This is a genomic window from Microbacterium sp. NPDC087592 (genome assembly GCF_044743585.1).
GTDB lineage: Bacteria > Actinomycetota > Actinomycetes > Actinomycetales > Microbacteriaceae > Microbacterium.
Map to the genome: position 1 here is coordinate 2,316,751 of NZ_JBIUWT010000001.1, position 15,721 is coordinate 2,332,471.

Annotated in this window: 17 protein-coding genes; 11 read left to right on the forward strand and 6 right to left on the reverse strand. The window is 70.2% G+C overall.

Annotated elements, in window-relative coordinates; translation table 11 throughout:
• Positions 1-161 precede the first annotated feature (161 nt).
• Positions 162-1,307: a histidine kinase gene (locus ACIOTO_RS11090; protein ID WP_400857844.1), complete on the forward strand. Its 1,146-nt coding sequence runs from the start codon at positions 162-164 to the stop codon at positions 1,305-1,307.
• A 251-nt stretch (positions 1,308-1,558) separates the two neighbouring features.
• On the opposite strand, the gene ACIOTO_RS11095 is transcribed toward ACIOTO_RS11090, so the two are convergent.
• Positions 1,559-2,302, reverse strand: coding sequence for a GntR family transcriptional regulator (locus ACIOTO_RS11095; protein WP_400857845.1), 744 nt, complete (start codon positions 2,300-2,302; stop codon positions 1,559-1,561).
• 169 nt (positions 2,303-2,471) lie between these two features.
• On the opposite strand from ACIOTO_RS11095, the gene ACIOTO_RS11100 reads away from it, so the two are divergent.
• The 6 genes from ACIOTO_RS11100 (at position 2,472) to ACIOTO_RS11125 (ending at position 9,005) form a co-directional block, all read left to right on the forward strand.
• Positions 2,472-3,401 carry a phosphate/phosphite/phosphonate ABC transporter substrate-binding protein gene (locus ACIOTO_RS11100; RefSeq protein ID WP_400857846.1) on the forward strand — a complete coding sequence of 310 codons (930 nt, stop codon included), beginning with the start codon at positions 2,472-2,474 and terminating at the stop codon, positions 3,399-3,401.
• 109 nt (positions 3,402-3,510) lie between these two features.
• Positions 3,511-4,341, forward strand: coding sequence for a phosphonate ABC transporter ATP-binding protein (gene phnC / locus ACIOTO_RS11105; RefSeq protein ID WP_262001407.1), 831 nt, complete (start codon positions 3,511-3,513; stop codon positions 4,339-4,341).
• On the forward strand, positions 4,338-6,065 hold the full coding sequence (gene phnE, locus ACIOTO_RS11110; RefSeq protein ID WP_400857848.1) for a phosphonate ABC transporter, permease protein PhnE: 1,728 nt from the start codon (positions 4,338-4,340) through the stop codon (positions 6,063-6,065). Before phnC ends, phnE begins: the two co-directional genes overlap by 4 nt.
• Positions 6,062-7,201 carry a TIGR03364 family FAD-dependent oxidoreductase gene (locus tag ACIOTO_RS11115; protein ID WP_400857849.1) on the forward strand — a complete coding sequence of 380 codons (1,140 nt, stop codon included), beginning with the start codon at positions 6,062-6,064 and terminating at the stop codon, positions 7,199-7,201. Before phnE ends, ACIOTO_RS11115 begins: the two co-directional genes overlap by 4 nt.
• Positions 7,198-7,905, forward strand: coding sequence for a phosphonatase-like hydrolase (locus ACIOTO_RS11120; RefSeq protein WP_400857850.1), 708 nt, complete (start codon positions 7,198-7,200; stop codon positions 7,903-7,905). Before ACIOTO_RS11115 ends, ACIOTO_RS11120 begins: the two co-directional genes overlap by 4 nt.
• Positions 7,906-7,916: 11 nt before the next feature.
• Entirely contained in the window at positions 7,917-9,005 is a 1,089-nt protein-coding gene (locus tag ACIOTO_RS11125) for an alcohol dehydrogenase catalytic domain-containing protein (RefSeq protein WP_400857851.1), read from the forward strand.
• A 23-nt stretch (positions 9,006-9,028) separates the two neighbouring features.
• Here the strand turns inward: ACIOTO_RS11125 and ACIOTO_RS11130 are convergent, their stop codons facing one another.
• Positions 9,029-9,529 carry a CinA family protein gene (locus ACIOTO_RS11130; protein ID WP_400857852.1) on the reverse strand — a complete coding sequence of 167 codons (501 nt, stop codon included), beginning with the start codon at positions 9,527-9,529 and terminating at the stop codon, positions 9,029-9,031.
• 35 nt (positions 9,530-9,564) lie between these two features.
• Positions 9,565-10,044, reverse strand: coding sequence for a hypothetical protein (locus ACIOTO_RS11135; protein WP_029261356.1), 480 nt, complete (start codon positions 10,042-10,044; stop codon positions 9,565-9,567).
• A 187-nt stretch (positions 10,045-10,231) separates the two neighbouring features.
• On the opposite strand from ACIOTO_RS11135, the gene ACIOTO_RS11140 reads away from it, so the two are divergent.
• The 3 genes from ACIOTO_RS11140 (at position 10,232) to ACIOTO_RS11150 (ending at position 12,549) form a co-directional block, all read left to right on the forward strand.
• Positions 10,232-10,579, forward strand: a complete 348-nt coding sequence (locus tag ACIOTO_RS11140) for an ATP-dependent DNA ligase (protein WP_105710515.1) — start codon at positions 10,232-10,234, stop codon at positions 10,577-10,579.
• A 125-nt stretch (positions 10,580-10,704) separates the two neighbouring features.
• A complete protein-coding gene (locus tag ACIOTO_RS11145; RefSeq protein ID WP_400857853.1) occupies positions 10,705-11,589 on the forward strand; it encodes an SDR family oxidoreductase in 885 nt (294 codons plus the stop codon).
• Positions 11,590-11,631: 42 nt separating this feature from the next.
• On the forward strand, positions 11,632-12,549 hold the full coding sequence (locus tag ACIOTO_RS11150; protein ID WP_105710513.1) for a DMT family transporter: 918 nt from the start codon (positions 11,632-11,634) through the stop codon (positions 12,547-12,549).
• On the opposite strand, the gene ACIOTO_RS11155 is transcribed toward ACIOTO_RS11150, so the two are convergent.
• Both ACIOTO_RS11155 and ACIOTO_RS11160 read right to left on the reverse strand, forming a co-directional pair.
• Positions 12,521-13,300 carry a YidC/Oxa1 family membrane protein insertase gene (locus tag ACIOTO_RS11155; protein ID WP_400857855.1) on the reverse strand — a complete coding sequence of 260 codons (780 nt, stop codon included), beginning with the start codon at positions 13,298-13,300 and terminating at the stop codon, positions 12,521-12,523. The genes ACIOTO_RS11150 and ACIOTO_RS11155 overlap by 29 nt on opposite strands.
• 66 nt (positions 13,301-13,366) lie before the next feature.
• Positions 13,367-13,639 (reverse strand): DUF6412 domain-containing protein, encoded by a 273-nt coding sequence (locus tag ACIOTO_RS11160; protein WP_029261361.1) that lies wholly within the window; start codon positions 13,637-13,639, stop codon positions 13,367-13,369.
• A gap of 96 nt (positions 13,640-13,735) precedes the next feature.
• Here ACIOTO_RS11160 and ACIOTO_RS11165 point away from each other — a divergent pair, with 96 nt between their 5' ends.
• Positions 13,736-14,860 carry an NAD(P)H-dependent flavin oxidoreductase gene (locus ACIOTO_RS11165; RefSeq protein WP_400857856.1) on the forward strand — a complete coding sequence of 375 codons (1,125 nt, stop codon included), beginning with the start codon at positions 13,736-13,738 and terminating at the stop codon, positions 14,858-14,860.
• On the opposite strand, the gene purU is transcribed toward ACIOTO_RS11165, so the two are convergent.
• Positions 14,857-15,708 (reverse strand): formyltetrahydrofolate deformylase, encoded by an 852-nt coding sequence (purU, locus tag ACIOTO_RS11170; protein WP_091027524.1) that lies wholly within the window; start codon positions 15,706-15,708, stop codon positions 14,857-14,859. The genes ACIOTO_RS11165 and purU overlap by 4 nt on opposite strands.
• Positions 15,709-15,721 lie beyond the last annotated feature (13 nt).

Here is a 15,721-nt window from a genome sequence, read left to right on the forward strand (position 1 = left end):
ACGAGAGACAGATGTGCGCTCCGCGATTCGCCGAGAAGATGAATACAGACATCGACGAACGACTACAAAATGGAGGTGAACGTTATGACTTTCTGGCAGCAGGTTGGCAAGTTCTTTGGTCTCCACAACTAATCTAGTTGGCAAATAGGAGATAGTGAAGCATGGCCTTTGACCACTCGACCCGGGAACCCGCGGACACACTCCGCCTTACCCGCGGCGAGAAGCTCAGTGCGATAGAACGCATCGTCGTTCTGGTGATCGTCTCGATCACCATCGCCGCAGACGTCATCGGCTTCTTCACCACACCGGGTGTCAACCCGGTCGCTCTCTTGGTGAGCGTCGCGTCCACAGCTGTGTTCGCGCTCTATCTCTGGAAGCCCCTCATCGCGACATGCGCCCTCGGCGTCGTGTTCGCACTGTCCTTCATCCCTGGAGCAGAACTACAGGTCCTCACAGCCGCCGCCGTTTCGGCAGCTCTCGTCATGAGGCTCGGCTGGACCTCGCTGATCCTCTCGTACACCGGCGGATTCCTGGTCGCCGCGGCGCTCGTTCCTTTCGCCGCGGAACCCGGTGTCAACGTCAACGTCGGTCTCTATCTCGTCTTCGCCACGGTGGCCGGAGCTGTCGGGTTCGCCCTGCGGCTCGCGTTCGCCCGTGGCAGTCGTCTCGAACGTGAGCTCGAGGCGCGTGCCGAGCAGGAACGACAGGCGGTCCTCGCCGAGCGACGTTGGATCGCCGGCGAGCTGCACGACAGCATCGCGCACCACCTCACGGTGGTGGCGCTGCACGTGCAGATGCTCGAAGACCCCCAGACGAGTTCCGATTCGCAGGAGGCGATCCGTGTCGCCGCGCGCAAGGCGATGACCGATCTCCGCTTCGTGATCGAACTCGCCGACGACGGTCCGCAGTCGTCGAGCGTGCAGACCGGCGACCTCGCCGCCGCGATCGACGAGGCGGCGGAGGAATTCGAAGCCGCCGGACACTCCGTGGCGCGAGAAGGCGATCCGCAGGACGAGCGGATACCGCGAGCCGTCGAGATCGTCCTCGCGCGCATCACGCGCGAGTCCGCCACCAACATCCTCAAGTACGCCGGCCCCGGCGAGGTGCAGATCACCCTCGCCGTGGACGATGAGGTCGCGCTCCTCACGCTGCGCAGCCCCCTGCCCACCACGCCGCGCCGCGAGCTCTCGTCGAGCCGCACGGGTCTCGGTCGGATGGCGGAGCGGGTCATGGGCGCGAGCGGCGAATTCAGCGCGGGCGAAGTCGATGGATTCTGGGTCGTGTCGGCCCGGCTTCCGGTCGTCTGATGCTCTAGAGTGTGTGAGCACCCCTTCCACGATCCGCGAGAAGTTAGACGAAAGTCTAGAAAAGTCTCGACGTTCGACACTGTGGAACGCGTTGCACTCCGACGTATCCTGGAGGCTCCCCAGATAAAGCGTCCCCAGCGCTGCGATCGCGGGCGCGGTCTTTCTGGCTTCTGAAAAACTTGCGCGCTCGCGATCGCCTTCTGCGTTAACGGCCCGTTTCTCCGGCCTCCGAGCAGGGCTTACCCGCTTCGCTAGCCGCCGACCGCGCGCATGTAATGCCCGTCGGTGGAGATGCCGGATGCGGCGACCGTGAAGCGCACGACCTCGCTCAGGTAGCGGTCCTCCGAGGCCTCGAAGATCCGACCCTCCGCGTCACGGGACGTGCGGGTCAGCCGCAGGATGGGCGTGCCGCGCGGGACACGCAGCAGAGCGGCATCCTGATCATCGGCGGCCACCGCATCGATCACGTGCTGGAGGGTGACGATCGGGTGGCCCACCGACGACAGGTGCTCGGTGATCGACACCTGGTCGAGATCGACGTCGAAGAGGTGTCTGCCCGCGACCTGGGTGTAGTTGAGGCGCTCGAGCATCGTCGGGCGACCATCGAGCAGGCGCAGCCGCACGACGCTGACGATCGTGTCGCTCGGGTCGACGTCGAGCGCCGCCGCCAGGTCGCCGGCGCGACGCAGGCTCAGCTCCTGCGTCTCGGCCCCGGGGGAGACGCCCAGCTCGCGCGCCCAGCGCGTGAAAGGCACCGACACGTCCACGGCCTGATTCGCCTTGCGGGCCACGACGCGGGCCGGCCGTCCGCGGCTCGTCTCGATCAGGCCCTCGCCGCGCAGCGCCGCCAGCGCGTTGCGGATCGGCCCGCGGGAGGTGTGCCACCTCTCGGCGAGCTCCGCCTCGGTCGGGACGTCGTCGCCAGGACGCAACCCGCCGGCAGCGATCTGCGCGCGGAGGTCGTCGGCGATCTGGGTGTACACAGCTTCAGCCACATAGGTACATTACTTGATCAGGCTGACGGGCGCGAGCGTGTTCCTGGGGTGTTCATCCAGAAGAATGCTCGGTAAACGAGCTCTGAACAGATCCGAGTTAGGTACATATCTCGGCGCGGCACCTGCGAGAGTCTTCCGTGGATCACCCCTCACACCCTGAAAGGTCCTCATGAAGCTTCGCGCTCTCCCCGCCCTCGCCGGCGTCGCGCTCCTCGCCCTCGGTCTCGCCGCCTGTGCCGGCTCCGCCGAGGCAACCGGCACCCCCGGCGCCGACGAGTCGTCCACCGCCAGCGGCTTCGCGGTCGACGAGAACACCCTCGTCTTCGGCGTCGTCCCCGACTCGGTCGACACCGAGACGAACTACCAGCCCCTCATGGACTACATCGCCGACCTGACCGGCAAGACCGTCGAGTACCACGAGTCCACCGACTACGCGGCACTCATCGAGGCCGCCGTCGCCGGCAAGGTCGACGTCGCCTCGTTCTCCGGCTTCACCTACGTCACCGCCACCAACAACGGCGCCAAGCTCACCCCGATCTCCTCCATCGTCACCGACGAGGGCCAGGAGCCCGGCTACTACTCGCAGGCGATCGTGCCCGTCGACAGCGACATCAAGAGCCTCGAGGACTTCAAGGGCAAGAAGGTCTGCTTCGTGGACCCGTCTTCGACCTCGGGCTACCTCTTCCCCTCGTACAACCTGATCGAGGCCGGCATCGACCCGAAGACCGACATCACTCCGGTCTTCGCCGGCAAGCACGATGTGAGCGTGACCAAGGTCGGCGAAGGCGCCGAGTGCGAGGTCGGCTTCGCCGAGGACTCCGAGGTCGAGAAGTCGGACAAGGTCAAGGTCGTCGCTGAGACGATGGTCCCCGGCGCCCCGCTCGTGTACTCGTCGGCGCTTCCGGAGGAGGTCTCGAAGCAGCTCGTCGACGGACTCTCCGAGGTCACGATCGACGACATCATCGCCGCCGGCATCGACAGCGCCGACAGCGACTCCTTCCGCAGCGTCTTCTACGCCACGAAGCCGGTCGACGACGCCTACTACGACCTGATCCGCGACATCTGCAAGGAGACCGAAGCGGAGCAGTGCCAGGGCTGAGCCCGGCCTGACCCCTTCGTCTCACCCGGTGCCCTCCGCCTCGTCCGCCCCGCGCGGCGAGCCGGAGGGCCCCACCGCAGGACACACACCACATCACAGGAGCTCCGACATGACCGCCTCGGCATCCGACGCCCTCATCCGTCTCGACGGCGTGACGAAGACCTTCGGCACGACCACTGCCCTGAAGGGTGCCTCGCTCGAGGTCTCCCGCGGCGAGATCGTCGTTCTCCTCGGCCTCTCCGGCTCGGGGAAGTCGACACTGCTGCGCCACCTCGACGGGCTCGAGGTCCCCACCGCAGGCTCCGTGGAGGTGCTCGGCTCCCAGGTTCCCTCGCTGAAGGGCCGGGCGCTCCGCAGCCTCCGCAGCCGCGTCGGGTTCATCTTCCAGCAGTTCGAGCTCGTGCCCTCGCTCACCGTGCTCGAGAACGTGCTCACCGGCTCGCTGTCGGGTGTGCGCGGACCGCGCCTCGGGCTCTGGGGCTACTCGCGGGCTGCCAAGCTCACCGCGCTCGAGCACCTCGACCGCGTGGGTCTGCTCGACCGCGCCTACCAGCGCAGCGACACCCTCTCCGGTGGACAGCAACAGCGCGTCGCCATCGCCCGCGCCCTCATGCAGAAGCCCGACATCCTGCTCGCCGACGAGCCGGTCGCCTCGCTCGACCCGGAATCGAGCGAGCAGGTCATGGCACTGATCCGCGAGATCGCCGCCGACGAAGGACTCACGGTCGTGTGCAGCCTGCACCAGGTCGACCTGGCGATCAGCTGGGCCGACCGCATCGTCGGGCTCCGCCACGGCGAGGTCGTGCTCGACACCCCCACCACCGACCTCACCAAGGCCGAGGTCATGGAGATCTACGGTCGCGTCGCGACCACCACCGCCGAGATCCGGGCCGTGCAGGAAGAGCTGGTCGTCGCGGCGGCGCAGGTGGCGGCATCATGACGCTCCTCGCCGACCGTCCGCGCACCGCAGCGGCCTCGACGGTCGCCGAGCGGGCTCCGAAGCGACCGATCTCGCCGGAGCGCATCGCGGCGTCCCTCACTCTGGTCGCGCTCGTCGTGCTCGGCATCCTCGCCGTCCGCGAGGTCGACATCTCCATCCCGGCGATGGTGCAGAGCTGGGGCAACGCCGAGAACTTCATGGCGCGTGTGGGCGGCCTCTCGTTCCCCGAGCCCGCCGACCTGGCCTGGCTCATCGCCCTGACCGTCGGCCTCGTGCTCGTCGGCACGCTGCTCGCCGCGGTGCTGTCGGTGCCGATCGCCTACCTCGCCGCATCCAACACGACGCCGGGGAACGGCTGGCGCGCCGCCGCCCGGTTCATCGGCGTCCTCACCCGCGCTCTGCCCGACGTGGTGCTCGCGATGGCGTTCGTGCTGATGTTCTCGCTCGGCACGCTCCCGGGCATCCTCGCCATCGGCATCCACTCGATCGGCATGATCTCGAAGATGTTCGCCGACGCGATCGAGCAGATCGACGAGGGCCCCCGTCTCGCGATCCGCGCCGCGGGCGGCTCGAAGATGCAGGAGTTCAGCGCCGGCATCCTGCCGCAGGTACTGCCCAGCTGGGTGGCGACGGTCTTGCACCGCAACGACATCAACCTGCGCGGCAGCGTGGTGCTCGGCTACGTCGGCGTCGCCGGCCTCGGCCTCGAGATGTCGTACGCCTTCAAGTCGCTCAACTACGGCAAGGGGCTCGGCATCGCCCTGGTCATCTTCATCCTCTGCATCGTGATGGAGATCGTCTCCAGCATGGTCCGCGGGGCGATGCTCGGCGAGCAGAAGCACACCCGCTCCTGGATGGATCGGATGCTGCACCCCCGACTCGGCGCGCATGCCGCAGCGGCACCCGCCGGACGCCCCGCGTGGGCCGCCAGCCCGCAGACCGCGGTGCGGCGACCCTGGACGGCGCAGCGTGTGCGTCACACGATCGCCGGTGTCGTCGCCGTGCTCGTCGTGATCGGCAGCGTCGTGGTGAGCCAGATCAACTGGATGGACTTCGTCACGTTCTGGGCCAAGCTGCCCGAGGTCGCCGCCCGGTTCTGGCCGCCGTCCTTCGGAAGCTACGACGCGAGCGCGATGTTCGAGGCCATGCGCGACACGGTCGCGATCGCGCTCGCCGCGACCGTGCTCACCCTGCTCCCGTCACTGCTGCTCGGTTCGCTCGCCGCCCGCAACGTCGCTCCCAGCCCGGGGGCGCGCGGAACGGCGCGACTGCTGCTCGTCGGCATCCGCGGCATCCCCGAGCTGATCCTCGCGATCGTGCTCGTCGTCATCACGGGCCTCGGTGCGCAGGCGGGCGTCATCGCGCTCGCGATCGGCGGCATCGGACTGCTCGGCAAGCTCATCGCCGACTCGTTCGAAGAGGTGGACCGCGGCCCCGAGCGGGCGCTGCGCGCGGTCGGCGCGACGCGTCTGCAGACCTACACCTCGGCCACCGTGCCGCAGGGGATGCAGGCGCTCATCGGCCACAGCTTCTACATGCTCGACACGAACATCCGCGCGGCGACGATCCTCGGCATCGTCGGCGGCGGAGGAGTGGGGTACTACCTGCTCAATGCCAGCCAGGGTTCGCGCTACGAGACCGTGACCGCGATCGTCCTGATGATCCTCGCCACCGTGCTCGTGGTCGAAGGGCTCGCCATGTGGATGCGGAAGGTGTTCCGATGAACGGCACTCCGGACACGGCCGACGTCGTGGTCGTCGGCTCGGGCATCGTCGGCCTCGGTGCGGCCTACGCGGCGGTCCGTCGCGGGCTGCGCGTGATCGTCGTCGATCGCACCGCTGCCCCGGTCGGCGCCACGATCCGCAACTTCGGTCACCTCTGCATCGGCGCCCAGGGCGGGGAGGCGCGGCGCTACGCCGACGTCTCCCGCGAGCTGTGGCTGCGCCTCGCCAAAGACGCCGGCTTCTGGCTGCGCGAGTCGGGCACACTCGTGGCCGCCCGCCACGACGACGAGATCGCCGTGCTGGAGGCGGCCTCGCGCGAGGGCGGCATCCGCCTGCTCGAGGCCGACGAGCTCCTGCGCCTCGCCCCGCTCCGGGCGGACGGCCTCGTCGGCGGCGCGCACATCGAGGTCGACCTGCAGACCGATCCGCGCACCGCGGCCACCGCGATCGTGCGTCATCTCGCGAACCTCGGAGTGGAGTTCCGGTTCCGCACCGCGGTCACCGCGGTGGGGGCCGGCCGGGTCGAGACCACCCGAGGCCCGATCGGCTGCGGGAGCGTCGTCGTGGCGGTGAACCACGACATCGATCAGCTTCTGCCCGAGGTCGCCGAGCGGCACGGGATCGCGCGCTGCGCCCTCGACATGATGCGGGCGGCGGTGTCGTTCCGGCATCCGCTCGCCGCGCCACTGCTCACCGGCTGGTCGCTCGTGCGCTACGGTCGCTTCGCCGACGGGGTCGAGGCCACGGTGTTGCGGGAACGCCTGTATGCCGAGCGGCCCGACCTCGCGGCCATCGACCTCAATCAGATGTACACGCAGCTGCCGGATGGCACGCTCATCATCGGCGACTCGCACGCGACCGCGGTCGCTCCGGCGCCCTTCCAGCCCGAGGCCGCCTTCACCGCATTCCTCGCCGAGGCCGAGGCGCTGTTCGACGCCCCGGCCCCGCGCGTGATCGAGCGGTGGCAGGGCGTGTACGCGAAGGGGCCGCAGGAGTTCCTGATCGACCGCGGCGACGACGGCGTGCTCGTGCTCGCCGCGACCACCGGCATCGGCATGACCACGGGCCTCGGCCTGGCCGAAGAGAACCTCGCCGCCGCCTTCGGGTGGACGGCAGCAATGGAAGGAACATCATGACCACTCCTCTCGAACTCGTCGTCCTCGACATGGCGGGAACCACCGTGCTCGACGACGGCGTCGTGGAGCAGGCGTTCCAGCGCGCCGCCGAGCGCACGGGAGTCGCCGACCGGATGCCGTGGGCCGAGGCCCTCGACTACGTGCGCGTGACCATGGGCCAGTCGAAGATCGACGTCTTCACCCACCTCGCCTCGGGCGACCGCGCCGCGGCCGAGCGCGCCACCGCCGCGTTCGAGGGGGCTTACGCCGAGGTCGTCGCCGAGCAGGGCGTCTCCGAGATCCCCGGCGCGGCCGACGCCATCCAGGAGCTGAAGGATGCCGGGCTGAAGGTCGCGCTGACGACCGGGTTCGCCCCGGTGACCCGCGATGCCCTGATCGACGGACTCGGCTGGCAGGAGCTCATCGACCTCGCGCTGTCGCCCGTCGACGCGGGGCGCGGACGCCCGGCACCCGACCTCGTGCTCACGGCCCTGCTGCGTACGCAGACGTCCTCCGTGCGGGCGGTCGCCGTCGCTGGAGACACGGTCAGCGACGTCGAGTCCGGGCGTCGGGCCGGTGCCGGCTTCGTCGCCGGTGTGCTCTCCGGTGCTCACGATCGCCCAGCGCTGAGCGCCGCGGGTGCGGATGCCGTGCTGAGCGACGTGACGGCCCTCCGCGGCGTGCTCGCCCAGCGCGAGCTGCTTCCGCTCGTCACCACCTCCTGAGAGAGATCGCCATGGGAACGCTGCTGATCCGTCCGCCCGGTCACCGCCGAGATGTCGCACTGCGTCCGGCGGCGACCGCGATGGTCTGGATCGGCGAAGGCCATCCGCACGAGATGATCGCCGTGCCGGGAGTCGCGCTCGCCGACGGCGACGTGCTCGTCGCGGTCGAGATGTCGACGATCTGCGGCTCCGACGTGCACACCGTGCAGGGCCGCCGGTCGGCGCCGACCCCGCTCGTGCTCGGTCACGAGAGCGTCGGGAGGGTGATCGCGACCGGCGACACCGGCGCGAGCACGGTCGACGGCACTCCGCTGCGCATCGGCGACCGCGTGGTGTGGTCGGTGACGATCTCGTGCGCGAGCTGCGACCGATGCCTGCGGGGGATGCCGCAGAAGTGCCGCAGCCTGGGCAAGTACGGGCACGACCGGGTCGGTGCGCACGGCGACCTGACCGGTGCGTTCGCGAGTCACGTGCAGCTGCGGGAGGGTACCGCCATCGTGCGCGTGCCCGAGGCGCTGCCGGCCGCCGTGCTCGCCCCGGCGGGGTGCGCGACGGCGACCGCGTGGGCAGCCGTGGCCAGGGCTGCCCGGGACCATGACCTCGATGGTGCCGCCGTGCGGATCCACGGTGCGGGGCTCGTCGGGCTCTCCGCCGCCGCGATCGCCGCGGAGCAGGGGGCGACGGTCGAGGTGCTCGACCCCAACCCGGACCGTCGCGCGCTCGCTGCACGGTTCGGCGCGACGAGTCTGGACCGCGAGCCCGACGTCGTGATCGAAGCCTCGGGCCACGCTGTGGGCGAGGCGCTCGCCGGGGTGACCGTCGGTGGCACGGTGGTGCTGGTCGGCAGCGTGTTCCCCGCCGATCCGGTGCCGTTCGACGCCGAGAGCATCGTGCGGCGCCTGGTCACGGTCGCCGGCATCCACAACTACACGGGAGCCGAGCTCGCCGCGGCCGTCGCGTTCCTGGCCGGACGCGGGCGTGCCTATCCGTTCGGTGACGCGGTCGGCGCGGTGCGTGGGCTGCACGAGATCGATGCCGCCCTCGAAGAAGCGGCGGCAGCCGACGCCCCCCTGCGGATCGGACTGCTCCCGGGGCACTGACCCGGCCGCGGTGGTCGGTGGAGCTACACGGTCTGCTGCGGGCTTCGGCGGGGCCCGGCGGGTCGCAGGCCCTCTGCATGGAAGGCCAGGAGCCGGACGGCGGCCTCGACCGTCGTGGCGAGGACCTCTTCGGGATCGCCCGTCAGCGCCAGGCGGCGGTGTCCGACCGAGTCGGGGGTGGCCCACCCGAGGTACACCGTCCCGGGCGGATGGCCGCCGTCGGGATCCGGCCCGCCGACGCCGGTCGTCGACACGCAGAGGTCGGCGTCGAGCAGATCGCGCGCTCCGATGGCGAGCTGCTCGGCGCACGCTGCAGAGCACGGGTCCGTCCCGGGGACCAGTCCGAGCACCCGCTCCTTCACATCCGTCAGATACGCCACGACGCCGCCCGCGAACCACTCCGACGCGTCTGCCCCGGAACCGACGGTGTTCGCCAGCCGGCCCGAGGTGAGGGACTCCGCCACAGCCACACGCAGCCCCCGCTCGCGGGCGAGGTCGCTCAGTCGTTCGATGTGATCCGTCACTGCGAGACGCTCTCCGATGTCGTGCCCGTCGTCGTTCAGCGGGACTCGTCGCCGTCGTAGTCCGGACGCGGCGGCTGCAGCGGCTGATCGGAGTACTCGCCGCCCGCGCGGCCGCCGAAGGGGCGCCCGTGGTCGGCGAACTCGTCGCGAGCGAACACCAGCGTCCACGGTCCCGCCGTGAAATGCGCACCGGTGCGGAGCGTCTCGGAATCGTCACCCGGGTGCGTGGCGTCCGCTCCGGCGCTGGCGTTCATCTCGCCCTCGCCGTGCAGGGTCAGGACATACTCGTCGCGGTCGTCGTGCGTGATCGTGGCGTGCACGGGATCGGTGTCCGCCAGACGCAGTTCGTTGCCTTCGGCGGAGCCGACCCGGACCACGTCGGCCTCGAGCGCGAACTCGGTGCGCTCATCGTCGCGCGTGATGCGCAGCCGGGGGTTTCCCGCGCCCCACTCGGCGTGCGTGGTTCCGGGGGTGTACCCCTCGTCGGGGCGATCGTCGATGTGTCGTGCGTTCATGGAAATGCCCTCCTCGAGCTCGGGTGTTCGAGATTAGGGTGAGCGTGTTCGTTCTGCCGAGGGGGTTGACTTCGCGATGGCGGACCCGCATCCGCCATCGGTCTGAACAGAGGCAGAATACTGTCGCCGCGTGAGCGACAATAGGATGAGCCGTCGTCTCGGCCAGACTGCGACCAAGGAGCACAGAATGGGCAAGTTCGTCTATGAAGGCGGAGTGAAGACCGAGATCGAGGACCGCGCTCTCACACACCTGCAGCTCGTCATCACCGCGAAGCTGCGCCGTGGCGAGCCGTTCCCGTTCAGCTGGCGTGAAGACGCGAGCGTCGGCGGCGGACGCACGACGGTCTGGATCCAGCCGGGCAGCTCGCTGGTGTTCAAGTACTTCGGCAGCCGTCAGCCCTCCATCAACCGGGCGTGGATCGAGGCGCTCGCCTTCACCGCCAACGCGCCGAGCGGGCTGTACCTGGTTCCCGAACCCGCCGAGGCGGGCGTGGAACCCGGCACCGAAGAGGTCCCCGTCACGCCTCAGCTCTGACCCGCCGCACAGCTCCTCTCGCGGCGGCGCTCCTCCTGCCTCCCCGCACGGCTGTCAACCCCCTGCACTCGCGGCTGCCGATCCGGAAGAGTCGGTCGGACACATCGAGACGAGGAGGATCGGCCATGACCGACAACACTTCCGACCCCCGGCACGCGCATCGCGAAGAAGGCTTCCCCGCGCAGCAGCAGGACCAGCCCGGGCTCACGGAGCTGACACGTCCCGACCCCGATCACGGCGAGGAGAGCTATGTCGGCCACGGCCGGCTGGCGGGGCGCCGAGCGCTCATCACCGGCGGGGACTCCGGCATCGGGCGAGCCGTCGCGATCGCCTTCGCGCGCGAGGGCGCCGATGTCGCGATCGCGCACATGCCGGAGGAGCAGGACGACGCGGAGGACACTCTGGCCCTGGTTCGTGAGGCCGGACGCACGGGGGTGAGCTTCGCCGGAGATCTGCGCGACGAGGCCTTCGCCACCGACATCGTCGCCCGCACACGGAGCGAGCTCGGCGGACTCGACACGCTCGTGCTCAACGCCGCGTACCAGCACGACATCGACGGCTTCGAGAGCCTGGAGACCGACCGGATGCGGCGCGTGTTCGACACGAACCTCGTCGGTCTGCTGTTCTCCGCCCGCGCGGCGTACCCCGACCTCGAGCCCGGAGCGAGCATCATCGTGACGGCATCCGTCCAGGCGTTCAACCCGTCTCCGGGCCTCATCGACTACGCGATGACCAAGGCCGCGCAGGTGGCGTTCGTGAAGGCGCTCGCTGAGGAGGCAGGGCCCCGAGGCATCCGGGTGAACGCGGTCGCTCCCGGTCCGATCTGGACGCCGTTGATCCCCGCGACCGGCTGGGACGCGGAGAGGCTGGCGACCTTCGGGCAGGACACGCCCCTCGGACGCGCGGGTCAGCCGGCGGAGCTCGCCAGCGCCTACGTGTACCTCGCCTCGAACGAGTCCTCGTACACTTCCGGCTCGGTGATCGCGGTGACGGGCGGCAAGCCGCTCTGATCTGAGGGCGGCCGGCGGCGGGCGGCCGCCTAAGCTTGTCTGGTGCAGAAGCCCGCCGCATCCGGCCCCCTCGTGGGCGTCGCACTCGTCATCGGCTCCTGCCTCTCGCTGCCCTTCGGCGCGGCCGTTGCGGCGCAGCTGTTCCCGGTGCTCGGGCCGTGGGGCGTGACCTCGCTGCGGGTCGCGATCGCCGCGATCCTGCTCGTCGTCATCGTGCGGCCGCGGCCCGGGAAGTGGACGCGCCCGCAGTGGCTCGCCGCGGTGCTCTTCGGCGTCTCGCTGGCCGCGATGAACGGCTTCTTCTACGCGGCGATCGACCGCATTCCGCTCGGCCCCGCTGTCGCGATCGAGTTCCTCGGGCCGCTCGTGCTCGCCGCGGTGCTCACCCGTCGTCTGGCGGATGCCGCCTGGGTCGGTGTCGCCCTCCTCGGCATGGTCGCCCTGGGCATCGACGGCCTGATCGGAGCCGAGCCGCTCGACCCGTTGGGGCTCGTCTTCATCCTCATCGCGGCCGGGTTCTGGGTGATGTACATCCGCATGAGCGCCCGTGTCGGCGCCCTCATCCCCGGCAGCAGCGGCCTGGCGATGGGGCTCGTGGTGGCGGCCGTGCTGCTGATCCCGGTCGGCATCCCGGCCGCATCGACGGTCGCGATGGATCCGCAGCTGCTGCTGCTCGCCGCCATCACCGCGGTGCTGTCGTCGGTCATCCCGTACAGCTTCGAGCTGGCCGCACTGCGCCGTCTGCCCCAGCGCGTGTTCGGCGTGCTGCTGAGCCTCGAGCCGGCGTTCGCGACACTGGCCGGCTGGCTGATCCTCGGGCAGGACGCGACCCCGCTGCGGCTGCTGGCGGTCGCCCTCGTGATCGCCGCCAGCGTCGGCGCGACGCTCGGCGTGCGGAAGGACCGCCGCGACGGCGGTCCTTCCGGCCCCTTCACCGCCCCGATACCGCTGCCCGACTGACCGCCGGCGTCGGCAGCGGGAAGCGTCGGCGCAGGATGACGCGCTGCACGAGCGTCCACACGACTGTGACCGTGAGGTACAGCGCAGCCGCGAGGGGCACGAAGGCCGCGAACACCGCCGTCAGGTAGTGCAGGGACGACATCACGCGCAGCATCGTGGGGGAGTTCAGCGGCGAATCGTCGCCCTCGACCGGCGTCGGGCGGAACACCCGGCGGGTGACCTCGGCGACCGCGATCATGATGGCGAGCAGCACCCCGAACACCAGGAACGTCGCCGGAGTGGCCGTGCCGCCGAACAGCGCCGAGAACAGGCTCGTGCCCAGCGGAGCACCGAACAGGTCGTGAGAGAGCAGCTCGTTCGGATGTCCGGCGATCTCCGGCCGGAGGAACAGCGTGTAGAGGATGCCGACGACGGGGGCCTGCGCCAGCACCGGGAGCATCCCCGCGAACGGCGAGGTGTTCTCGGCCTTGTACAGCGCCATCATCTCCTTCTGCAGGCGCTCGGGGTTCTTCTTGTGGCGGCGCTGCAGCTCGCGCAGCTTCGGGGCGAGGCGCGCCCTGGTCTGCTCGGCCTTGGCCTGCGAGATGCCGACGGGGACGAGCAGCGCCCGCACCAGCAGGGTGACGAGCACGACCGCGAGGGCGGCGGCCGATGCTCCGGCGATCGGGGTCAGGAGGTCGGAGAGCCCGGTCAGCGCGCCGTAGGCGGCGTCGAGGAGGGCGGCGAGTGGGGGGAAGGCAAAGGGGTCCATGGAAGTGTCCGTTCGTGGCGTCGGGAAGGGTCGGCGAAAGCCGCGCGATCCCGTCGTGTGGACGGACTACGCGGCGGTCGCGACTCCCGGCGCCCGCGGGCGCGGATGACCGGCGGCGTCAGGATCGCTCTGCGTGAGCAGGGTTCCGACATCGATGGCCCGCAGCGGATGCGGGGCGTCGGAGGTGGCCTCGGGGCGCACGCTCAGCACGATCGCGAGCGTCAGCGCCGTCACGGCGAGCAGTGCGATGGCGAGACCGAGGGCCGCGGCATCCGGCATCGAGACGAGTCCGAGCGCGGTCGCGACGAAGCTCAGCATCTGCCCGAACCACTCGCTCATGCGCACTCCCCTCTGCAGCCGAGGGTAGCACCGGGGACCGCGGGACCGGCCGTCACGGTCGACCGTCTCCCTCCGCTGCGGGCGTAACGTCGAAGCATGAGTGACCTTCGCGCCCTGCTCGGGATCGAGCATCCGATCATCCTCGGCCCGTTCGGCGGGCTCTCCTCGACCGCCCTCACCGCCGCGGTGAGCGACGCCGGCGGGCTCGGGTCGTTCGGTCTGTACGGCTACGACGGTGACCGCGTCCGCACGACCGGGGCCGAGCTGCGGGCGGCGACCGACCGGCCGTTCGCGGTGAACATCTGGATCCCCACGGGCGATGAGGTCGAGCCGAACCCGCAGCACACGATCTTCGCGCAGGCGCTGCAGCCGTTCTACGAGGCGGTCGGCATCGAGGTGCCCGCCCGGCCGGAGCGGTACAACCCGCCTCTGGAGGAGCAGCTCGAGGCGGTCTGGGAGATCGCGCCCGCGGTGCTCAGCGTGGTGTTCGGCGTGCCGTCTGCGGCCATGGTCGATGAGGCTCACCGCCGCGGCATCCGGCTCGTGGGGACCGCGACCACCGTGGCCGAGGCGGTCGCCCTCGCCGAGGCGGGCGTGGATGCCGTCGTCGCCACCGGAGCGGAGGCCGGGGGTCACCGGGTGTCGTTCCTGCGCCCGGCGGAGGAGTCGCTGGTCGGGACGTTCGCGCTAGTGCCGCAGGTCGTCGATGCGGTCGACGTTCCCGTGATCGCGGCGGGAGGCATCGCTGACCGGCGTGGGGTGGCCGCGGCCTTCGCGCTGGGCGCCTCCGGAGTGCAGGTGGGGACGGCGTTCCTCGCGACCGCCGAGTCTGCAGCGAACCAGGCCCACCGTGAGGCGATCCGGTCCACTGCCGCCGACGAGACCGTGCTCACGCGCGCGATGAGCGGGCGACTGGCTCGCGGGGCGCGCAACCGCGTCGTGCGGGCGATCGAGGCGAGCGGCACGATCGCTCCATTCCCGATGCAGAACTGGCTCACCGGCCGCTTCCGCACCGCGGCGGGGGAACAGAACCTGGGCGCGCTGCAGTCGCTGTGGATGGGCCAGGCCGCCCCACTCGTGCGCCACGACTCCGCCGTTGAGGTGTTCGCCGAGCTGGCGGCGGGGATTCCGGCGGACCGGGCTCGCCGGTCCGCGTCCTCGACGGAGATCGACGCGCGGATCGAAGAGAACCGGAACGCCTGGGACGACGCCGACCGCTAGAGGATGACCGTGGACTTGCCGTGCACGATCACGCGGTCCTCGGCATGCCACTGCACGGCGCGGGCGAGCACCAGGCGCTCCACGTCGGCACCACGGCTCTGCAGCTGAGCCGCCGACTCGGAGTGGGTCACGCGCGTGACGTCCTGCTCGATGATCGGGCCCTCGTCGAGGTCGGCCGTCGCGTAGTGCGCGGTCGCGCCGATGAGCTTGACGCCGCGGTCTTTGGCACGCGCGTACGGGTTCGCACCGATGAACGCGGGCAGGAACGAGTGGTGGATGTTGATCACCGGCACCTCGAGACGGGTGATGAAGTCGTCGGTGAGGATCTGCATGTAGCGGGCGAGCACGACGAGGTCGACGTTTCCGTGCAGCAGCTCGAGCTGACGCTCCTCCATGGCGGCCTTGTCGCCGGAGGGGATGTGCACGAACGGCACACCGAACGAGCGCACCGACTGGGCCAGATCGGGGTGGTTGGAGACGACCATCGTGATGTCGATGTCGAGCTGGCCGCGCTGCGTGCGCCACAGCAGCTCCATCAGGCAGTGGTCGTACTTGGACACGAAGATCGCGACGCGCTTGCGGCGGGCCACGTCGTGCAGCGACCATTCCATGCCGAAGCGCTCGGCAACGGCGGCGATGTCGGCTTCGAGGGCCGGGCGCGCGGCGGAGAGTCCGTCGAGGTGGATCACGGTGCGCTGGAAGAAGCGTCCGCCCTCGGAATCGGTGGAGTGCTGGTCGAGCGAGATGATGTTCGCGCCGTGCTGGGCGAGCACACCGGCGACAGCGGCGACGATGCCGGGCTGGTCGTCGCAGGCGATCAGCAGGCGGGCGGTATCGGGCTGAGACATGGGGGCTCCTCGA

Bases quoted from the DNA above. Each gene is read 5' to 3' on its own strand.
- ACIOTO_RS11090 (WP_400857844.1), top strand. From the start codon at position 162: ATGGCCTTTGACCACTCGACCCGGGAACCCGCGGACACACTCCGCCTT.
- ACIOTO_RS11100 (WP_400857846.1), top strand. From the start codon at position 2,472: ATGAAGCTTCGCGCTCTCCCCGCCCTCGCCGGCGTCGCGCTCCTCGCC.
- phnC (WP_262001407.1), top strand. From the start codon at position 3,511: ATGACCGCCTCGGCATCCGACGCCCTCATCCGTCTCGACGGCGTGACG.
- phnE (WP_400857848.1), top strand. From the start codon at position 4,338: ATGACGCTCCTCGCCGACCGTCCGCGCACCGCAGCGGCCTCGACGGTC.
- ACIOTO_RS11115 (WP_400857849.1), top strand. From the start codon at position 6,062: ATGAACGGCACTCCGGACACGGCCGACGTCGTGGTCGTCGGCTCGGGC.
- ACIOTO_RS11120 (WP_400857850.1), top strand. From the start codon at position 7,198: ATGACCACTCCTCTCGAACTCGTCGTCCTCGACATGGCGGGAACCACC.
- ACIOTO_RS11125 (WP_400857851.1), top strand. From the start codon at position 7,917: ATGGGAACGCTGCTGATCCGTCCGCCCGGTCACCGCCGAGATGTCGCA.
- ACIOTO_RS11135 (WP_029261356.1), bottom strand. From the start codon at position 10,044: ATGAACGCACGACACATCGACGATCGCCCCGACGAGGGGTACACCCCC.
- ACIOTO_RS11140 (WP_105710515.1), top strand. From the start codon at position 10,232: ATGGGCAAGTTCGTCTATGAAGGCGGAGTGAAGACCGAGATCGAGGAC.
- ACIOTO_RS11145 (WP_400857853.1), top strand. From the start codon at position 10,705: ATGACCGACAACACTTCCGACCCCCGGCACGCGCATCGCGAAGAAGGC.
- ACIOTO_RS11155 (WP_400857855.1), bottom strand. From the start codon at position 13,300: ATGGACCCCTTTGCCTTCCCCCCACTCGCCGCCCTCCTCGACGCCGCC.
- ACIOTO_RS11160 (WP_029261361.1), bottom strand. From the start codon at position 13,639: ATGAGCGAGTGGTTCGGGCAGATGCTGAGCTTCGTCGCGACCGCGCTC.
- ACIOTO_RS11165 (WP_400857856.1), top strand. From the start codon at position 13,736: ATGAGTGACCTTCGCGCCCTGCTCGGGATCGAGCATCCGATCATCCTC.
- purU (WP_091027524.1), bottom strand. From the start codon at position 15,708: ATGTCTCAGCCCGATACCGCCCGCCTGCTGATCGCCTGCGACGACCAG.